The organism is uncultured Aliivibrio sp. (genome assembly GCF_946479765.1).
Classification (GTDB): Bacteria; Pseudomonadota; Gammaproteobacteria; order Enterobacterales; family Vibrionaceae; genus Aliivibrio.
This window is the reverse complement of sequence record NZ_CAMLHO010000036.1, coordinates 1-18,525: the sequence shown is the minus strand read 5'-3', so window position 1 is coordinate 18,525 and position 18,525 is coordinate 1. Positions and strand designations below refer to the sequence as shown.

Here is an 18,525-nt window from a genome sequence, read left to right as displayed (position 1 = left end):
TAATAAATACAAAAAGGTGAGCAAGCGCTCACCTTTTTTGCTTTCCATTCGTCGTTATATTAGGTTCTTTCACGATGAATTGAATCATTCGCTTGTCTGAGTAAGCTCTTACTTTCAATTAGGAACTGCTCTGCATAATCCCCAAACCAATGTTCGACTTCTTTAAAGTTATCAATAAAGCCAGCTCGGTTATGATTTTCTAATAACGAAATCGCATCACCAAAACGCTGATGGAATCGCTTTATCATTTCAATATTTTCATCAGAAGAAAGAATGATATCAGCATATAGGTTAGGATCTTGTGCAAACAGTCGCCCTACCATAAGTAGTTCTAAACGATAAATTGGAGAACTTAAATTAAGTAGCTGTTCAATATCTGGGTTTTCTTTAGCAAGGTGTTGACCATAAGCAAATGAGGTAAAGTGGCGCAGAGCTTGGATTAATGTCATACCATGATCGTGCTCTGTTGCTGAGATATCACGAACAATTGCCCCCCAAATTTCAAACTGATTTTTAAGCCAAGCGTAACTTTCTTTATTACGACCATCACACATGACAATCACTTGTTTCGCTAAACTTGGAATATCAGGGCCAAACATTGGGTGCAAGCCAACGACTGGACCTTTATGTATATCCATCATTGCTTGTAGTGGCTTCTTCTTTATTGAAGTTAGATCACACAAAATACAATCTTCTGGCAACCCTGACAGTTTATTGATCACGTCAACGGTTAAGTTAATAGGAACAGTAACAACAACCATTCCTGCACCGTCTAAAATCGTCCCTGCATTATCCCAATCTTTACTACCAAGAATTCGAACCTCATAGCCTGATAATCGGAACATTTTGGCAAATAAACCGCCAAGCTGTCCATTACCCCCAACAATAACAATCGGTCTTAATTCAGGGTTTAAACATTTAAAACCTGAGTCATTTTCACTGCTGTAAGACTCTCGCATGATACGGCGTAAAATATCTTCAATTAAGGATGGCGGGATCCCTTTTTTTTCAGCTTCCTGTCGCCTTGAGGCAAGCATTGCTGCTTCTCGACTTGGGTCATAAATGGGTAATCCATGAGCACTCTTAACTTCACCAACCAGCTCAACTAGATGCAGTCGTTGAGACAAAAGATCCAACATTTGTTTATCTACCGCATCAATTTGATCGCGTAAATGACTCAGTTCTACCGCCATCTCGTTCTATCCTTTTAAACGCTCTTCCAATACTGGAATTAATTCTTTATGAGTATGACGTAATAGTGCCTCAGTTGATCCCCAATTGATACACGCATCCGTGATAGACACCCCATATTTCATCTCTGATAATGGGATATCTGAAGGTTGATTACCTTCATTTAAATGACTTTCAATCATCAAACCGATAATCGATTTATTACCTTCACGGATCTGATGAATCACATCTTCTGCAACCAAGGGCTGACGACGGTAATCTTTACGAGAATTAGCATGGCTACAGTCAATCATTAATGCAGAATCAAGATTAGATTTTGCTAACTCTTCTTCACATTCAGTCACAGAAACTGAATCATAGTTTGTCTGCTTACCACCACGTAAAATTACATGACCATTTGGATTACCTTGCGTGGTTAACAATGCAACTTGACCTTCATTATTAATCCCCATAAAACGATGACTTGACGCTGCCGCCTGCATTGCATTAATTGACGTCGACAAACTGCCATCAGTACCATTCTTAAACCCAACAGGAACTGAAAGGCCACTTGCCATTTCACGGTGAGTTTGTGATTCAGTAGTACGAGCACCAATCGCAGCCCAACTAAAAGTATCACCGATGTATTGTGGGCTAATTGGGTCTAGCGCCTCTGTTGCTAATGGAATTTCCATTTCAGCAAGATCAACTAAAAGCTGTCGTGCTGAATGCAGACCATAGTCAATATCAAAAGTACCATCCAAGTGAGGGTCATTAATTAACCCTTTCCAGCCGACCGTTGTTCTTGGCTTTTCAAAGTAAACACGCATAACAATATAAAGCTGATCTTTAAGATCTTCAGAGATCACCTTCAGGCGCTTCGCGTATTCTTTCGCGGCGTCGATATCATGAATTGAACATGGACCACAAACGATCAATAAACGATGATCTTCTTTATGAATAATATTTGAAATAATTTGGCGAGATTGTTGAATAAACTGGCGAGCACTATCGCTTAGTGGGATTTTATTTTTTAATTCTTGTGGCGTGATCAGTACTTGTTCGTCACTAATATTGATATTGCTTAATTCGCTTTTTTTCATCTTCTACACCTGTAAACTTTTATTTCCATTAATAGTCTTTCTAAGACAAGTAGGAATAATTTAACAGTTATAGAGTAAAAATCAACACCTGTAATAGATTAAATACAAAATAATTAAAATGTAAATATTAGTTTACAATATTTTGTAGGCACAAAAAAAGGTGCGCTGATAACAGCACACCTCTATAGCACATTTGAGAAACGTTCTCGTGTGCGTTACTTTTTAGTCAGCTTCTCTTTGATACGAGCTGATTTACCAGAACGCTCACGCAGGTAGTACAACTTGGCACGACGTACTGCACCGCGACGCTTAACTTCGATGCTGTTAACGACTGGAGAGTGAGTTTGGAACGTACGCTCAACACCTTCACCGTTAGAAATTTTACGTACAGTAAACGCAGAGTGAAGACCACGGTTACGAATAGCGATTACAACGCCTTCGAAAGCCTGTAGACGCTCACGGTCACCTTCTTTTACTTTAACTTGAACTATAACAGTATCACCTGGTGAAAACTTAGGTAGATCTTGCTTTAGTTGCGCATCTTCAATTGCTTTAATGATGTTGCTCATTTTTGTATATCCTAGAATAAACTGATACTAAATTTCTTAATTACTTACTTTACTGATGTTCTTCACGAACAAATTCAGCTAGCAATAATTCCTGTTCGTCAGTCAGAGCTAGATTTCCCAGGAGCTCTGGTCTTCTTAACCAAGTACGGCCTAACGATTGTTTCATTCGCCAACGAGCGATATCTTTATGATTCCCAGATTTAAGTACACTAGGTACTTCCTTACCATCCAAAACCTCAGGTCTTGTATAGTGTGGACAATCTAACAAACCGTCTGCAAAAGAATCTTCTTCGGCGGACGCAAAATCTCCTAGCACACCCGGAACAAACCGAGAGACAGAATCAATTAACGTCATAGCAGGGAGTTCCCCACCTGTAAGCACAAAATCGCCAATTGACCATTCTTCGTCAACTTCTGATTGTATTATGCGCTCATCTACACCTTCGTATCGGCCACAAATAAGAATTAAATTCTCAGTTGTTGCTAACTCCTCAACACCAGCTTGATTCAGCGTACGGCCTTGAGGTGAAAGGTAAATCACTTTCGTTTTGCCTGGTGCGGCTTCTCTGGCTGCGGTAATGGCGTCGCGCAAAGGCTGAACCATCATTAACATACCAGGACCACCACCATAAGGTCTGTCATCAACAGTGCGATGTTTATCTTGAGTGAAATCTCTAGGATTCCATGTCTCTATAGATAAAAGACCTTTTTTAATTGCTTGGCTAGTTACCCCAAAATCGGTAACCGAACGGAACATTTCAGGAAATAGGCTTATAACCCCAACCCACATGTGCCCTCGCTTTACCTAGGGTTTAGAACCCAGGTTCCCAGTCAACTTCGATCCGTTGAGCCTCACGATCAATTAATTTGATCACTTGCTCATCAATAAAAGGAATCAAACGTTCCTTTTTACCAAAAGCATCTTTCAGGTTTGCTTTGACTACAAGAACATCGTTTGATCCGGTTTCAAATATATCGTCAACAATACCTAGGGCGTAACCTTGGCTTGTAACTACTTCCATACCAAACAATTCACGCCAGTAGAATTCATCTTCTGACAGCTCAGGTAGTGCATCTGCTTTAACTGCAATTTCCAGATTAGTATAAGCTTGAGCTTCTTCTCTAACTTCTAACCCTTCCAGTTTGCACACCAAACCTTTATGACGTTTCCAGCTTTCGACTGAAAACTCGACCCACTCATCTTTTACTTTAATAAGTAACGGTTTGTAGTCGAAAATGCTTTCAGGTTGATCAGTAAAAGAAACTACTTTCAACCATCCACGAATACCATAGGAAGCACCGAACTTACCTACAACAATTACTTCGTCTTGCTTACTCATAAAATCTTTACCTTTAACCAACTAAATTAAGCCGCTTTGTTAGCGTCTTTAACTAGCTTAGCTACACGATCAGAAAGACCAGCGCCTAAACCAACCCAATGGTTAACGCGATCAAGATCTAAACGAAGACCTTCTTCTTGACCTTGTGCTGTAGGGTTAAAGAAGCCTACTTTCTCAATGTAACGACCAGTTGATTTAAAACGGCTGTCCGCTACTACGATTTGATAAAATGGACGCTTCTTAGCGCCGTGACGTGCCAAACGAATGGTAACCATATCGTCCTCTATTTGCTTCGTACAAAAATTAAATTGGCTCAAAAAATAACAATTTTATTGAGCCCTCGTGCCAAAATAAAGCCCCGGAATTTTACTCTTATGAGCTTTCAATGCAAGGGCTTTAGCTACTTTTTCGCCAATTATTTATGTAATTGGTGAAAAAATCAGGTAAAAAAGGTGCGCTAGGTTAAATTTATCAATAAATTAACTTGTCGCACCTTAATATCTTGTTAGTACATTTTAGTAGTGAGAATAACAGTTAGCGACCAAAGCCACCCATACCGCCCATGCCACCACCACCCATCATACCTTGCATATTACGCATCATGCCTTTCATTCCACCCTTCTGCATTTTTTTCATCATTTTCTGCATTTGAGTAAACTGTTTCAACATTCGGTTCACATCTTGTACTTGAGTACCAGAACCTGCTGCAATACGTTTTTTACGTGATCCTTTGATTAGTTCTGGACGCTCACGCTCTTTTAATGTCATTGAGTTAATAATAGCTTCCATTTGATGGAACATTTTATCATCAACTTTATCTTTAACATTATCCGGTAGCTGAGACATGCCTGGAAGTTTATCCATCATGCCCATCATGCCGCCCATGTTCTTCATCTGACCAAGTTGTTCTCGGAAATCTTCAAGATCAAAGCCTTTCTTTTCTTTGAACTTTTTCGCTAACCTTTCTGCTTTTTCTTTATCAACGTTTTTCTCTAAATCTTCAATTAAAGAAAGAACATCACCCATACCTAAAATACGAGAAGCAATACGTTCTGGGTGGAAAGGTTCTAATGCATCCGTTTTCTCACCAACACCTAAAAATTTGACAGGTTTACCGGTAATATGACGAACAGATAGCGCGGCACCACCACGAGCATCACCATCAACTTTTGTTAAGATAACACCCGTTAATGGTAACGTGTCACCAAATGCTTTTGCGGTATTCGCCGCATCTTGCCCCGTCATTGCATCAACAACAAACAAGGTTTCAATTGGATTTACGTGTGCGTGAAGTTGTTTGATTTCATCCATCATTTCAGTATCAACAGCTAAACGACCTGCTGTATCGACGATGACTACGTCAAAGAACTTTAATTTTGCATGGCTGATTGCACCATCAACAATATCAATCGGTTTTTGATCGGCACTTGATGGGAAGAAATCTACCTCAACTTCTCCAGCTAGCATTTCTAGCTGCTTAATCGCAGCTGGACGATATACATCGGCAGATACAACAAGTACTTTCTTTTTATCTCTTTCTTTTAATAGCTTAGCTAGTTTAGCAGTACTGGTTGTTTTACCTGCACCTTGTAAACCTGCCATTAAAATAACCGCTGGAGGCTGACTCGCTAAATTAAGGGCTTCATTAGAGTCCCCCATTATAGAGACTAGCTCAGACTGAACGATCTTTATGAATTCTTGCCCTGGTGTTAGGCTTTTTGAAACCTCAACACCAACCGCATTTTCTTTTACTCGTTTAACAAAATCACGAACAACAGGTAAAGCAACGTCAGCCTCTAAGAGTGCCATACGAACTTCACGTAATGTTTCTTTAATATTGTCTTCTGTTAATCGACCTTTACCACTGATGTTTTTCAGGGTTTTGGATAGTCTATCCGTTAAATTATCAAACATATTCCTGCGCCTACTTTGCGACCATTTCTCGATTATACCTAAATCTGAGACGTTATAATTAAAATTTTTTATACTAACTGAATCACACCTACCGAGATTGACCTCTAAAGGGTATAATCAAATTGTTGATAAACTAGATGATCAGTGAATTATGGATACCATTATAGCAATCAGTGCAGCACTTTTTTACTTTCTTGCGTTAGCTTTTGTTATTCCTGGCTTAGCAAATCAAAATAAAATTCAAGCCAATGTCGTATTTATTTGCGCATCGCTTGCATTGCTTTTGCACGCTTGGCAATTAAAGGAATTGATCTTAAATAGCTCGGGGCAAAATCTAAGTATTTTAAATGTCGCGTCCCTTATTAGCTTTATTATTTCTCTTACAATGAGCGCATCAATGCTCAAATTTAGAGTCTGGTTTATTCTACCTGTTGTTTACAGTTTCTCCGCGATCAACTTACTAGCAGCAACCTTCTTACCTGGTGCTTTTATTACTCATTTAGAAACACACCCAAGCCTGCTTATCCATATTTCATTCGCATTATTTGCATACTCAACGTTAATAATTGCCACTCTTTACGCTCTACAACTTGCTTGGCTTGACCATAAATTAAAAAGTAAGAAATCATTAACTATTAACCCAAATCTCCCTCCATTAATGATGGTAGAACGCCAACTTTTCAAGATCATTCTTATTGGTTTAGGACTATTAACTCTCACATTGTTGACCGGACTCACATTCATTCAAGATATGCTTGCTCAAGGGAAGACGCATAAAGCCGTACTGTCATTCTTAGCTTGGATTGTTTATGCCATATTAAGTTGGGGCCATTATCGTCAAGGTTGGCGTGGGCAAAAAGCATTGTGGTTTAGTCTGACTGGTGCATTTTTATTAACTCTTGCTTATTTTGGTAGTCGTTTTGTTCAAGAAATCATCTTAAGCTAACAACGATAACCTGCTCATTTTTTACGATTAGATTTGCATTTTTATCGTTAGTATTAGTAAATTCGCTATACCATTTTTTAACATTGAGGATCAATACACTTGGACGACATATCAACCGGCGCCCTATTTACTCTATTAGCTATACTTATTGTTATCTCAGGTTACTTCTCAAGCTCAGAAACGGGCATGATGTCGTTAAACCGTTATCGCCTAAAGCACCTCGCTAATCAAGGCCACAAAGGTGCGAAACGTGTTGAAAAATTACTAAGTCGTCCTGACCGTCTCATTGGCTTAATTCTTATCGGTAATAATCTAGTCAATATCCTAGCCTCTGCGATTGCAACTATCCTTGGCATGCGTCTTTATGGTGATTATGGCGTAGCAATTGCCACTGGTATTTTAACTCTTGTCATCCTTGTTTTTGCAGAAGTCACCCCAAAAACGCTAGCCGCAATGTATCCTGAGCGTGTTTCTTATAGCAGCAGTATTGTACTTAATGTATTAATGAAACTTCTTTCTCCATTAGTTATCTTCGTCAACTTAATTACCAATGGTTTCCTAAAAATCCTTGGCCTTGGTACGAACCATGATACTAAAGACAACTTAAGCTCTGAAGAACTGAGAACGGTAGTACATGAAGCTGGTGGACTTATCCCTCTCCGTCACCAAGAAATGCTCATTTCTATTCTAGATTTAGAACATGTTACCGTGAATGACATCATGGTCCCTCGCAGTGACATCACCGGTATCGATATTAATGATGATTGGAAGTCCATATCACGCCAATTAGCCCATTCCCCTCATGGCCGCATCGTACTGTACCGTGACCAAATTGATGAAGTCGTGGGCATGTTACGCTTACGTGAGTCATACCGTTTAATGCTTGAAAAAAAAGAAATGACAAAAGAAACATTATTACGCGCAGCGGATGAAATTTACTTCATTCCAGAAGCAACACCGCTAAATACTCAATTACTTAAGTTTCAGCGTAATAAAGAACGCATTGGGCTGGTTGTCGATGAGTATGGTGACATTCAAGGTTTAATTACACTTGAAGATATTTTAGAAGAGATTGTGGGTGAATTTACTACATCAATGGCACCGAGTTTAGCTGAAGAAATCACACCTCAACCTGATGGCAGCTTTATGATTGAAGGAAGTGCTAATATCCGAGATATCAACAAAGGTTTAAAGTGGAATTTACCTACCGATGGGCCAAGAACATTAAATGGATTAATACTCGAACATTTAGAAGAGATACCAGGCACTGAAATTAGCTTTAAAATAGGACAGCACAATATGAAAATCATTGCCGTTGAGGAAAATAAAATTAATTTAGTTAACGTATTTCCTAGTCCAGAAAAAACAAAATAGCGCCTTATAAAAAAGCCCGTATTAGTTAATACGGGCTTTTTTATATTATATAGAAACAGAATTAATCAACAGATAACTCTTTTAACATTGAATCTGGTAGCGCTAGCTCATCATTTTTATTTACTCTGATCCCAGATGCCAAGATAGCAGTAGCAATGGCTTTTGCTTCTTCTAATGAATGCATTTCATAAGTACCACATTGATATTCATTCAATTCAGGGATCTTATTCTGAGCTTCAACCTTCAGTACATCTTCCATCGATGCAATCCAAGCGTTAGCCACAGTTTGTTCGACTGGTGTGCCAATTAAACTCATGTAAAAACCAGTACGACAACCCATTGGCGAGATATCAATGATCTCTACTTCTGAACCATTTAGATGATTACGCATAAAGCCTGCGTACAAATGCTCTAATGTATGAATGCCTTTTTCAGATAAAATATCTTTATTTGGTGCAGTAAAGCGCAAATCAAATACTGTGATCGTATCCCCTTTTGGCGTTTGCATTGTTTTTGCAACACGAACCGCAGGTGCTTCCATACGAGTATGATCTACAGTGAAACTATCTAATAATGGCATATTATAATCCTTTAATTTATGAATGATGGCTTACCACCACCAACTACTTTGTCGTTCAAGCTCAGCTTTACATTGCTTTAATTGCCAGCCGTATGTTTTAGCTTGAGATTCAACCTTACGAGCTATCTTAATCAATTGTGGTTTGCTTTGATAGCTTTTGCGCTTATAGCCACCCCGACCTTCATGATAAGCAAGATATTGATTATAAGGGTCCCATTTGGAAATCCCTAATTGCTTTTGCGTCCCATCAGTATACCAACCTATAAATAGTATCGCATCATCAAAACTACTGCGAGATCCACCACCAGTCGCCTCTTCGTATTCTCCCCACACAGGATCTTGTGCCTGAGCATAACCATAAGCAGAACTTGGTCGACTCCATGGAATAAAACCTAATAGCTTAGTCCTTGGTGGACGAACATCCGATCGGAAACTACTTTCTTGCTTCATGATCGCCATTGCCACATTTATTGGCGTACCGTACTCCTCCGTCATATCTTTAGCATCATCATACCAACCACTTTTTTCACGAAAGATCTCGCACAGGTTGTCTTGCTTGGTTGGCGGTGCTGTCGCACACCCTGATAGCATCAATAAGAAGAATGCTGACATTGGAAACTTGTAATTCATTATATTCACTCAATAAAAAAGCACTGCTACCTATAAAATAACAGTGCTTTATGATTCTTAACCTGCGTTATTTCAAATAGCTAAAATAATCGTCTAAATAATCAGAAAATGATTGTGTGTCGCTTGCTTCAATCTCTTTCTGAGCGAGAATAGAACGCTCAACTTCAGCATCTAACTCTTCTTTTGTATAGAAGTTATATTGGTGATTAAGATGAGTTTCACGATGTTGAACCGCTAATTCACAACCAACCTTACCAATACCACCCCCTTTTTTCGTCTCTGCAAGTAAACGCCCTGAAATCGTTAATTCTGGATCATTTATCATCGCAGTTAAACGCTGGTGAGTTTGCTGATATTCATCATCGCCGTTTACCTCATCCATCTTTTTAGCAATAACAAGTAAATCATCGAAGACGCGTTCAGCCCATGCTTTTTGCGTTAATCGTTCACCTTGACAACCAATTTGTAACTCTAAACCCGGTTTTCGACCCTGCTCAATAATTTTATTCCAATTATCTTTCCAGCATGCCATTTCACTGTCATTCATTGATGCTGAATCCGTTAGCGCCGTCCAAGTTAGAAATAGATCTAAGAAGCGAACTTGGTCTTTATCAACGCCTACCGAACTAAATGGATTGACATCTAATGAGCGAACTTCAATGTATTCAACACCATCTCTTTCAAGTGATTCAGAAGGTCTTTCACCGTTTTTAGCCACACGCTTAGGACGAATTGGCGCATACAATTCATTTTCAATTTGAAGTACATTGGCATTCAATTGAATATGCTTATCACCTTCTTTTAAGCCTATTTTAGCAAAATCTTCTGACGGCGTTCGAATCGCTTTATTTAAACCATCAACATATTCATTCACACTGTTTAGGCTAATTTTCAAATCACTTTGAGCATCATTGGTATAACCCAGATCACTTAAACGTAACGATGTCGCATAAGGTAAATATAACGTTTTACCTAACGATTCAAATTCCATTGCCGTTTCACGACCTTGGATAAATGAACTGCATAACGCAGGAGATGCTCCAAAGAAGTATGGAATTAACCAACCAAAACGATAGTAATTTCGAATAAGACCAAAATACGCATCTGACACTGATTCTTTTCTTTCGCTCTCTGATTGTTCACCAAACAGTTCATGCCAAAACTCTGTTGAGAATGAGAAGTTAAAATGCACACCCGAAATCACTTGCATTACACTACCGTAACGACGTTTTAGGCCTTCGCGATACGTAGTTTTAAGCTGACCTACATTGGATGAACCATATTGCGCAAGCGTAATATCATCGTCATGAGTAACAAAACACGGCATCGACAATGGCCACAGTTTTTCTTCACCCATGTGGGAAACAGTATAATGATGCACATCTTCTAACTGTTGTATTACTGTATCCACATCATGAGATACTGGTGTAATAAACTCTAACAGAGACTCAGCAAAGTCCGTCGTTATGTATTTATGAGTTAACGCTGAACCAACACCTACTGGATGCGGCTTCGTAGAAAGTGATGCGCCTAAAGTAAATCTTAGGGTCTCTCTTTCAATTCCTCGGCCTATTTTTTTAAATGCCTGTGGATTGGAAGCGACTTTCTGTAATCGGTTAATGAATTCGGTCAAAATACAATCTCGCTATTGAGGTAAGTTCAACATTACAATGTTGATTTATATCCTGAGATACTATCAAACTTTAATGAGACTTGGATATGAAAAAAACGGCAATATCGGTTTGATATCGCCGCCTTTTAAATAATAATTACTTTTTCGGAGTAATCACTTCAATTGGTAAACCGAGTGTTTTTAGCTTTGGCATTAATGATTTCTCATCACCGACAACAATAATTTGGTATTGCGTTGGATCAAACCATTTTTTAGCTAAAATATTGAGTTCACTACGACCTAATGTCGCTACCAATTCATTTTGTTCATCAATAAAATCTTCATCTAAAGAATACGTTAAAATCTTACCGAGTAAACTCGCTTTTTGACTTGGTGTTTCATATTTCAATGCATCTTGTTGACCAACGGCCAAACGCATGAAGTTTAATTCATCCATCGTTATGCCATCGGTTTGAAACTTCTTCATCTCAGAAAGAAATTCTTTAATTGATTCTAAGGTAACATCTGCACGAACTTGAGCGTAAAAAGTCGACGTACCGACCTCTTTATTTCCCATTAAATAGCCACCCGCTCCATAGGTATACCCCTTATCTTCACGAAGGTTTTGATTAATTCGGCTATTAAAGTTACCCGCTAAATTAAAGTTCGCTAACTGAGTTTGATATAACTCTCCTGTGGCATCAAATCTCATGCCTTGTCTCACTAGACGGATGATACTCTGAGGCGCATTTGGTTTATCAACAATATAAATTTTTTGCTGACTTAATACCGGTAGCTTCTGCGGTGCAAGTAGCTGCGGAGCTTCACCTTTCCAATTCGCTAAGAAAGACAGTTTCGATACTAAATCAGACTTACTAATATCCCCAACAGAAACAACTTGAGTTCCTACTGGTGTATAGTTTTCTTTATAAAATTGTTTAATGTCGTCGATGGTTAACCCCTCAATAGATGCGAGTGTACCGTCTGATGAACGAGCAAAAACGGTGCCTTTAAATAGGACTTCACGAGTCGCTTGAGAAGCTAACCAAGATGGTTTCTGGTGAGCATAAACCAATCCCTCTACTGCTTGTTTCTGTAATCGTTTAAAATCAACGTCTTTAAAAGCCGGCTCAAAAAGCATTTCATTCACTATCGCGAGTGTCTGATCAATATTTTTAGTTAACGATGCAATTGAAATCGTTGTTGTATAACTTCCTGTATTGAATGAGATTGAGCTACCTAATTTATCAAGTTGCTTTTGGATCTCTTCTGCCGTTTGGTTTTGTGTCCCCTCTTCCATCATTGCGGCAGTCAGCTCTGCTAACCCTTCTTTTCCTTGCGACACATATCGGTTACCTGCGGGGATCGCTATTTGTAATTGAATCGTTGGTGTTTCAATAGCTTCAGTACCTAATATTTCAATATCGTTGCTTAATTTTGCACGATAAATATCTGGCGTTTTAGCCGTCACACCCTTTGATGGTTGAGGCATTACAGTACGTTCAAAATTATCTACCGCTTTACGTACCTCTAAATCATTTTCATCTATTTTTTGGTATTCAGGTAGATCTCGTTTAGGCGTTATAAAATTTGGTTTTTCAACTTGAAGTTGCGTCTTTCCTTTTGGCACAACACTTAATGTCACCTTATATTTATTTGCAATATACGTATCAAAGGCTTGCGATACTTTTTCAGGCGTTACTGCTTTTAGCTCTGCTAGCTGTTTTTCTAACTGATTAGGTTCGCCATAGAAGGTTTCATTTGAAGCAAGCTGAGAAACTTTCCCTGATACCGATTGCAAACTAAATATAGCGCCCGCTTCTGCGCTGCCTTGTACTTCAGTAAGATCTTCTTGTGATACGCCTTCTGTCTCAAACTTACCTAAAACATCCATTACTTCATTGTAAGCGGCTGCTAACCCATTATTATCACCAGAATCAGTCATTGCATAAACGTACATAGTACAAGATAGCTCTGCGCAATCATGGAACGCTCCCGCATCAACAACCTTGCCAGTTTTAACTAGCTCTTGATAAAGTAAACTCGTTTTACCATCACCAAGCAGGGTGGCTAACATATCAAGATTCGCTTCTGTTTCTTCGCCACGATAGGTTGTCGGCCAACCGATCATTACCATTGGTTGCTGAATTCTGTCTTCTAAGGTAATAAAACGATCTTCAGTTAAAGTAACGGGTTGCTTCGGTGCATTTTCAACTTCAGGACCACGAGGGATTGAACCGAAATATTTATTTACCCACTCTAAAGTTTGCTTACTGTCGAGATCGCCACCAATGGTAATAACCGCATTATTTGGCCCATACCAACGTAAGAAGAAGGCTTTTAAGTCATTGACATCTACACGATCTAAATCTTCAACATAACCGATAGTTTGCCACGAATAAGGATGATCTTTTGGAAATAAAGCCTCGCCCATACGTTCATAAATTAATCCATAAGGGCGATTATCATAATTTTGACCACGTTCGTTCTTAACCGTACTACGCTGAATTTCAAATTTCTTTTGAGAGACGGCATCAATTAAAAAGCCCATACGATCAGACTCTAACCACAGCATTTTCTCTAATTGATTAGCAGGAACGGTTTCAAAATAATTGGTTCTATCACGGTTAGTCGTACCATTTAAAGTACCACCCGCTTCTGTGATAATTTTAAAGTGTTGTTGGTCACCCACATTTTCAGAACCTTGGAACATCATATGCTCAAAGAAATGTGCAAAGCCAGATTTTCCAATCTCTTCACGTGCAGAGCCCACATGATAAGTGACATCAACGTGAACTAATGGATCGGAATGATCAGGGCTCAGAATAACGGTTAAGCCATTTTCTAATGTGTATTTCTGATAAGGAATTACCGTGCTGCCTTCCTTTGGCAGTACTTGTTCAACTAACGTAACACCTTGTGGTAAGTCAGAGGTTTTTGGCGCCTCAAATTCAGAGTTACTGCAACCTGCTAGAGCCAGTACTATCGAAAGAGCTAATAATTTTTTCATTTTAATTCCTATAAAATTCCGTTTACTGCGAGCGATAACAGAAGGTATCGTGCAGCCTTTCCTATCCCAATTAAAATCGCACATGGCCAGAACCTCATTCGTAGCCAACCAGCAGCGAGACAAAGAGGGTCACCTATCACAGGTAACCAGCTGAACAATAATGTCCAATAACCGTATTTTTTTATCCATTTAATGGCTTTATGACCATGCTTCTGTGAAGAAGTTTTATCCGGAAGTAACAAACCAATCCAATAGTTTGTCATACCTCCTAAAGTATTTCCAAGTGTTGCTACGGCAATAACCGTCCATATAGAGAAACTGTCTAGTTTTAGTGTCGCAATTAAACTTGCCTCTGAAGCCCCAGGAAGTAACGTGGCACTCAAAAAACCGGAACTAAATAATACCCATAATGCCGACTCTGCATTAAACCAATCAAACATGATGCCTAAATTCCATTAATCTATCTAATATAGCAATAAGCATAAAATAAAAAAGGGCGCATCAGCACCCTTTTTTTGTTAAGTTTTATTTGGAACTACCCAACAAGAGCTAAGAGAATACCCGCAGCTACTGCCGAACCAAGTACTCCAGCCACATTTGGGCCCATCGCATGCATTAATAAAAAGTTTTGAGGATTCGCTTCAAGCCCCACTTTATTAACGACTCGTGCTGCCATTGGTACCGCAGATACACCTGCTGCACCGATAAGTGGGTTAATGTCTTCTTTTGAATACTTGTTCAAGACTTTAGCCATTAATACACCACCAGCAGTACCAACGCTAAAGGCCACCGCACCTAATAATAAGATACCTAAGGTTTCGACATTCAAAAAGGTTTCAGCTTTTAGTTTTGAACCAACACCTAACCCTAAGAAGATAGTCACAACATTAATCAATTCATTTTGAGCGGTATTAGATAAGCGATCAACAACACCTGATTCTTTCATTAAATTACCTAAACAGAACATACCAACCAATGGCGTTGCTGAAGGTAAAAACAAAATAGTCATCAGTAAAACAGCAAGTGGGAAAATAATCTTTTCTGCTTTACTTACATGGCGTAATTGAGCCATCTTAATTTGACGCTCTTCTGGCGTAGTTAATGCCTTCATTATTGGTGGCTGAATAATAGGAACTAATGCCATGTAACTATAAGCGGCAACGGCTATGGCCCCTAATAAATCAGGTGATAATTGGCTGGCTAAGAAAATAGCCGTTGGGCCATCTGCACCACCAATAATAGCTATTGAGGAAGCATCCGCTAACGAAAACTCCATTCCCGGAACATAGTTAAGTAAGATAGCACCAAACAGCGTTGCAAAAATACCAACTTGAGCTGCTGCCCCCAACCATAACGTTTTTGGATTTGCAATAAGCGCACCAAAATCAGTCATCGCCCCTACGCCCATAAATATCAGTAGCGGGAATATTCCCGTCTCTATTCCTACGTAATAAACGTAATACAACAACCCACCAGGCTCTGTGAACCCAGCGTTTGGGATATTAGCGAGTACAGCACCAAAACCTATAGGTAATAGCAATAACGGCTCAAAACCCTTACGAATTGCTAAGAACAAAAGTCCACACCCAACTAAAATCATAACAAGTTGTTCAAACTTAAAATTAGCTAGTGACGTTTCATTCCACAGTATTAATAAACCATCCATGTTTAATTTACCCTAGGCTAGAGAAAGCAGTGGTGTACCAACTGCTACCGCATCGCCTTCCTTAGTTAAAATATCTTGTACTGTACCATTACGTGAAGCTCTAATTTCAGTTTCCATTTTCATCGCTTCAAGAATAAGTAGCACATCTCCTTCTGCCACTTCAGCACCCGGCTGCACTAATACTTTAAAAATATTCCCCGCTAATGGCGCATCAACTGACTCAGCATCAACCGCTGACAGTTGTGCTGATTGAACAGAAGCAGCTTGAGCTGATACTGGAGACACCGAAGAAATAACCCCTTGAGGACCAACTTCAACATTATAAACTTGACCATCAACTTTCACGCTATACGCTTCAATACCACCTTTTGCTGGTGCCGCTTTAATGCTTGTTTCTGTCTCTTTTTCCGTACCTGGCGCAGGTTCAAACGCGTCTGGGTTATTACGGTTATTTAGAAATTTCAAACCAACTTGTGGGAATAGTGCATAAGTAAGAACATCATCAATTTTCTGTTCTGCTAATTCAATATTGTCTTCTTTCGCTTTAGCAAGCAATTCGTCAGTTAATGTATGAAGCTCAGCTTTCAATAGATCAGCCGGACGACAAGTAATGGCTTCTGCGCCATCTAACACACGAGCTTGCAGCTCAGCATTAACCTCAGCTGGTGCCGCGCCATACTCACCCTTTAATACACCCGCCGTTTCTTTTGTAATACTCTTGTAGCGCTCACCAGTAAGAATATTGATAACCGCCTGTGTACCTACAATTTGAGAGGTTGGTGTCACCAGTGGAATATAACCAAGATCTTTACGAACTTTTGGGATCTCCAGCAACACTTCATCCATCTTATCTGCGGCACCTTGCTCTTTAAGCTGGCTTTCCATATTTGTTAACATGCCACCAGGTACTTGAGCAATAAGAATACGAGAATCCACCCCTTTCATTTGTCCTTCAAATTTCGCATATTTTTTACGAACTTCACGGAAATACGTTGCAATCGGTTCTAATTGCTCAAGGTTAAGATTAGTATCGCGATCCGTCCCTTCTAGCATTGCCACTACTGTTTCTGTTGGTGTATGACCGTAGGTCTGACTCATGGAGGAAATTGCAGTATCTAAAATATCAATACCCGCTTCTACGGCTTTTAATGCTGTGGCTGTTGATAAACCCGTGGTCGCATGACTATGCAGTGCAAGAGGTACATCACACGATGCTTTAATGCGTGTGATCAACTCTTCAGCTTCATAAGGTTTAAGTAAACCTGACATGTCTTTGATACATAAAGAGTGGCAACCGAGATCTTCAAGACGTTTTGCAAGATCAACCCATGTATCAGAATTATGTACTGGACTGGTTGTATAAGAAAGTGTGCCTTGTGCATGAGCACCAACATCTATCGTTGCTTTTACTGCTGTTTGAAAGTTTCTAACATCATTCATTGCATCAAAAATACGGAAAACGTCCATACCATTTGCGTGCGCTCGTTCAACAAACTTTTCAACCACATCATCAGCGTAGTGACGATAACCTAATAGGTTTTGACCACGTAATAGCATTTGCATTGGTGTGTTTGGCATCGCTTTTTTCAGTAAACGTAAACGTTCCCACGGATCTTCACCTAGGTAGCGGATACAAGCATCAAACGTTGCTCCACCCCAAGTTTCTAGTGACCAATAGCCGATTTTATCAAGCTGTTCAGCGATTGGCAGCATATCCTCGACACGCATACGTGTAGCAAACAATGATTGATGGGCGTCACGAAGTACCACATCAGTGATAGAAAGTGGTTTAGACATACTTACAAACTCCTTGTAATAATTTTCCTAAAACAGTTTATTGATTCTTTTGACGGTGTAATTTAACCGCAGCAGAGATCGCAGCAATAATTTGAGGCTGAACTGTTGTTTGATCGGGATTTTGAACTTTTTGAATTGCTAATGCCTGCTTAGGAGGTAACTCCACTGGCAGTAGCTTAGACATAAGTTGAACGAGGTAGACTAGGATGGTAAGGAATACAAATACGACGCCCATGCCTGTTAGCATTAACGTTGCAGCTTCCTCTAATAGACTTCCAATGTCTGTCATCTTTTATTCCTTTTTGATGATAGTGACAATGTAAATTTAGTATGTAATTTACTAACAAGTTGCATTCTTTTATTCTAAAAAGAAAGAGTGATTATCTCGACATCAGTCAATTTGTCAAATGCGAAACAATCATAATTTATTCCCAAAAGCGTTTTATGGCGAAATGTATCCATACACTGCCACTAATCACTCGGTAATAAACTGATTACAATCAAATTACCTAACAATAACCTATAATTCAATCTATTTAATAATAACAGCAATTGATTAACTCAATTTATTATAGGCATAAAAAAACCCGACCATAAAGATCGGGTTCTCTTAAAGAATGGTGCGCCAGGAAGGATTCGAACCTCCGACCGCCTGGTTCGTAGCCAAGTACTCTATCCAGCTGAGCTACTAGCGCACAATAAATTCTGATTGTCTTCCGCACCAATTTATCCTCTAGATAAATTGTTACGGTAGTAAATAATGGTGCGCCAGGAAGGATTCGAACCTCCGACCGCCTGGTTCGTAGCCAAGTAC

General features: G+C 39.3%; 17 protein-coding genes and 1 tRNA gene. 2 read left to right on the top strand and 16 right to left on the bottom strand.

Features of this window, described 5'->3' with window-relative positions:
• Nucleotides 1-59: 59 nt before the first annotated feature.
• From tyrA to ffh, 7 genes are all read right to left on the bottom strand, one after another.
• On the bottom strand, nt 60-1,193 hold the full coding sequence (tyrA, locus tag Q1K78_RS13120; RefSeq protein ID WP_300179522.1) for a bifunctional chorismate mutase/prephenate dehydrogenase: 1,134 nt from the start codon (nt 1,191-1,193) through the stop codon (nt 60-62).
• Between the two features lie 6 nt (nt 1,194-1,199).
• The gene (locus Q1K78_RS13115) at nt 1,200-2,273 is read right to left on the bottom strand and encodes a 3-deoxy-7-phosphoheptulonate synthase (RefSeq protein ID WP_300179519.1); all 1,074 of its coding nucleotides are present in this window, start codon (nt 2,271-2,273) and stop codon (nt 1,200-1,202) included.
• Nucleotides 2,274-2,488: 215 nt separating this feature from the next.
• Nucleotides 2,489-2,842 (bottom strand): 50S ribosomal protein L19, encoded by a 354-nt coding sequence (gene rplS, locus Q1K78_RS13110; protein WP_300179516.1) that lies wholly within the window; start codon nt 2,840-2,842, stop codon nt 2,489-2,491.
• Between the two features lie 49 nt (nt 2,843-2,891).
• Nucleotides 2,892-3,632, bottom strand: coding sequence for a tRNA (guanosine(37)-N1)-methyltransferase TrmD (gene trmD / locus Q1K78_RS13105; protein ID WP_300179514.1), 741 nt, complete (start codon nt 3,630-3,632; stop codon nt 2,892-2,894).
• Between the two features lie 22 nt (nt 3,633-3,654).
• Nucleotides 3,655-4,182, bottom strand: a complete 528-nt coding sequence (gene rimM, locus Q1K78_RS13100) for a ribosome maturation factor RimM (RefSeq protein WP_300179512.1) — start codon at nt 4,180-4,182, stop codon at nt 3,655-3,657.
• Between the two features lie 26 nt (nt 4,183-4,208).
• Nucleotides 4,209-4,457 carry a 30S ribosomal protein S16 gene (gene rpsP / locus Q1K78_RS13095; RefSeq protein ID WP_026025303.1) on the bottom strand — a complete coding sequence of 83 codons (249 nt, stop codon included), beginning with the start codon at nt 4,455-4,457 and terminating at the stop codon, nt 4,209-4,211.
• A 259-nt stretch (nt 4,458-4,716) separates the two neighbouring features.
• A complete protein-coding gene (gene ffh, locus Q1K78_RS13090) occupies nt 4,717-6,096 on the bottom strand; it encodes a signal recognition particle protein (protein ID WP_300179507.1) in 1,380 nt (459 codons plus the stop codon).
• Nucleotides 6,097-6,247: 151 nt separating this feature from the next.
• Here ffh and Q1K78_RS13085 point away from each other — a divergent pair, with 151 nt between their 5' ends.
• Both Q1K78_RS13085 and Q1K78_RS13080 read left to right on the top strand, forming a co-directional pair.
• On the top strand, nt 6,248-7,042 hold the full coding sequence (locus Q1K78_RS13085) for an inner membrane protein YpjD (protein WP_300179504.1): 795 nt from the start codon (nt 6,248-6,250) through the stop codon (nt 7,040-7,042).
• Nucleotides 7,043-7,141: 99 nt separating this feature from the next.
• Nucleotides 7,142-8,416 carry a CNNM domain-containing protein gene (locus tag Q1K78_RS13080; RefSeq protein ID WP_300179501.1) on the top strand — a complete coding sequence of 425 codons (1,275 nt, stop codon included), beginning with the start codon at nt 7,142-7,144 and terminating at the stop codon, nt 8,414-8,416.
• A gap of 61 nt (nt 8,417-8,477) precedes the next feature.
• Here the strand turns inward: Q1K78_RS13080 and luxS are convergent, their stop codons facing one another.
• From luxS to Q1K78_RS13035, 9 genes are all read right to left on the bottom strand, one after another.
• On the bottom strand, nt 8,478-8,996 hold the full coding sequence (luxS, locus tag Q1K78_RS13075; protein WP_300179498.1) for an S-ribosylhomocysteine lyase: 519 nt from the start codon (nt 8,994-8,996) through the stop codon (nt 8,478-8,480).
• 30 nt (nt 8,997-9,026) lie between these two features.
• A complete protein-coding gene (locus tag Q1K78_RS13070; RefSeq protein ID WP_300179495.1) occupies nt 9,027-9,626 on the bottom strand; it encodes a hypothetical protein in 600 nt (199 codons plus the stop codon).
• Between the two features lie 67 nt (nt 9,627-9,693).
• A complete protein-coding gene (gene gshA, locus Q1K78_RS13065; protein WP_300179492.1) occupies nt 9,694-11,259 on the bottom strand; it encodes a glutamate--cysteine ligase in 1,566 nt (521 codons plus the stop codon).
• Nucleotides 11,260-11,395: 136 nt separating this feature from the next.
• On the bottom strand, nt 11,396-14,248 hold the full coding sequence (locus Q1K78_RS13060; protein WP_300179489.1) for a pitrilysin family protein: 2,853 nt from the start codon (nt 14,246-14,248) through the stop codon (nt 11,396-11,398).
• 8 nt (nt 14,249-14,256) lie between these two features.
• Nucleotides 14,257-14,688 (bottom strand): YqaA family protein, encoded by a 432-nt coding sequence (locus tag Q1K78_RS13055; RefSeq protein WP_300179486.1) that lies wholly within the window; start codon nt 14,686-14,688, stop codon nt 14,257-14,259.
• 95 nt (nt 14,689-14,783) lie between these two features.
• The gene (locus Q1K78_RS13050; protein WP_300179483.1) at nt 14,784-15,914 is read right to left on the bottom strand and encodes a sodium ion-translocating decarboxylase subunit beta; all 1,131 of its coding nucleotides are present in this window, start codon (nt 15,912-15,914) and stop codon (nt 14,784-14,786) included.
• A gap of 12 nt (nt 15,915-15,926) precedes the next feature.
• Nucleotides 15,927-17,711, bottom strand: a complete 1,785-nt coding sequence (gene oadA, locus Q1K78_RS13045; protein WP_300179480.1) for a sodium-extruding oxaloacetate decarboxylase subunit alpha — start codon at nt 17,709-17,711, stop codon at nt 15,927-15,929.
• Between the two features lie 37 nt (nt 17,712-17,748).
• On the bottom strand, nt 17,749-18,000 hold the full coding sequence (locus tag Q1K78_RS13040; RefSeq protein ID WP_300179477.1) for an oxaloacetate decarboxylase subunit gamma: 252 nt from the start codon (nt 17,998-18,000) through the stop codon (nt 17,749-17,751).
• Between the two features lie 329 nt (nt 18,001-18,329).
• Nucleotides 18,330-18,406 (bottom strand) — tRNA-Arg (locus Q1K78_RS13035).
• Between the last annotated feature and the right edge of the window lie 119 nt (nt 18,407-18,525).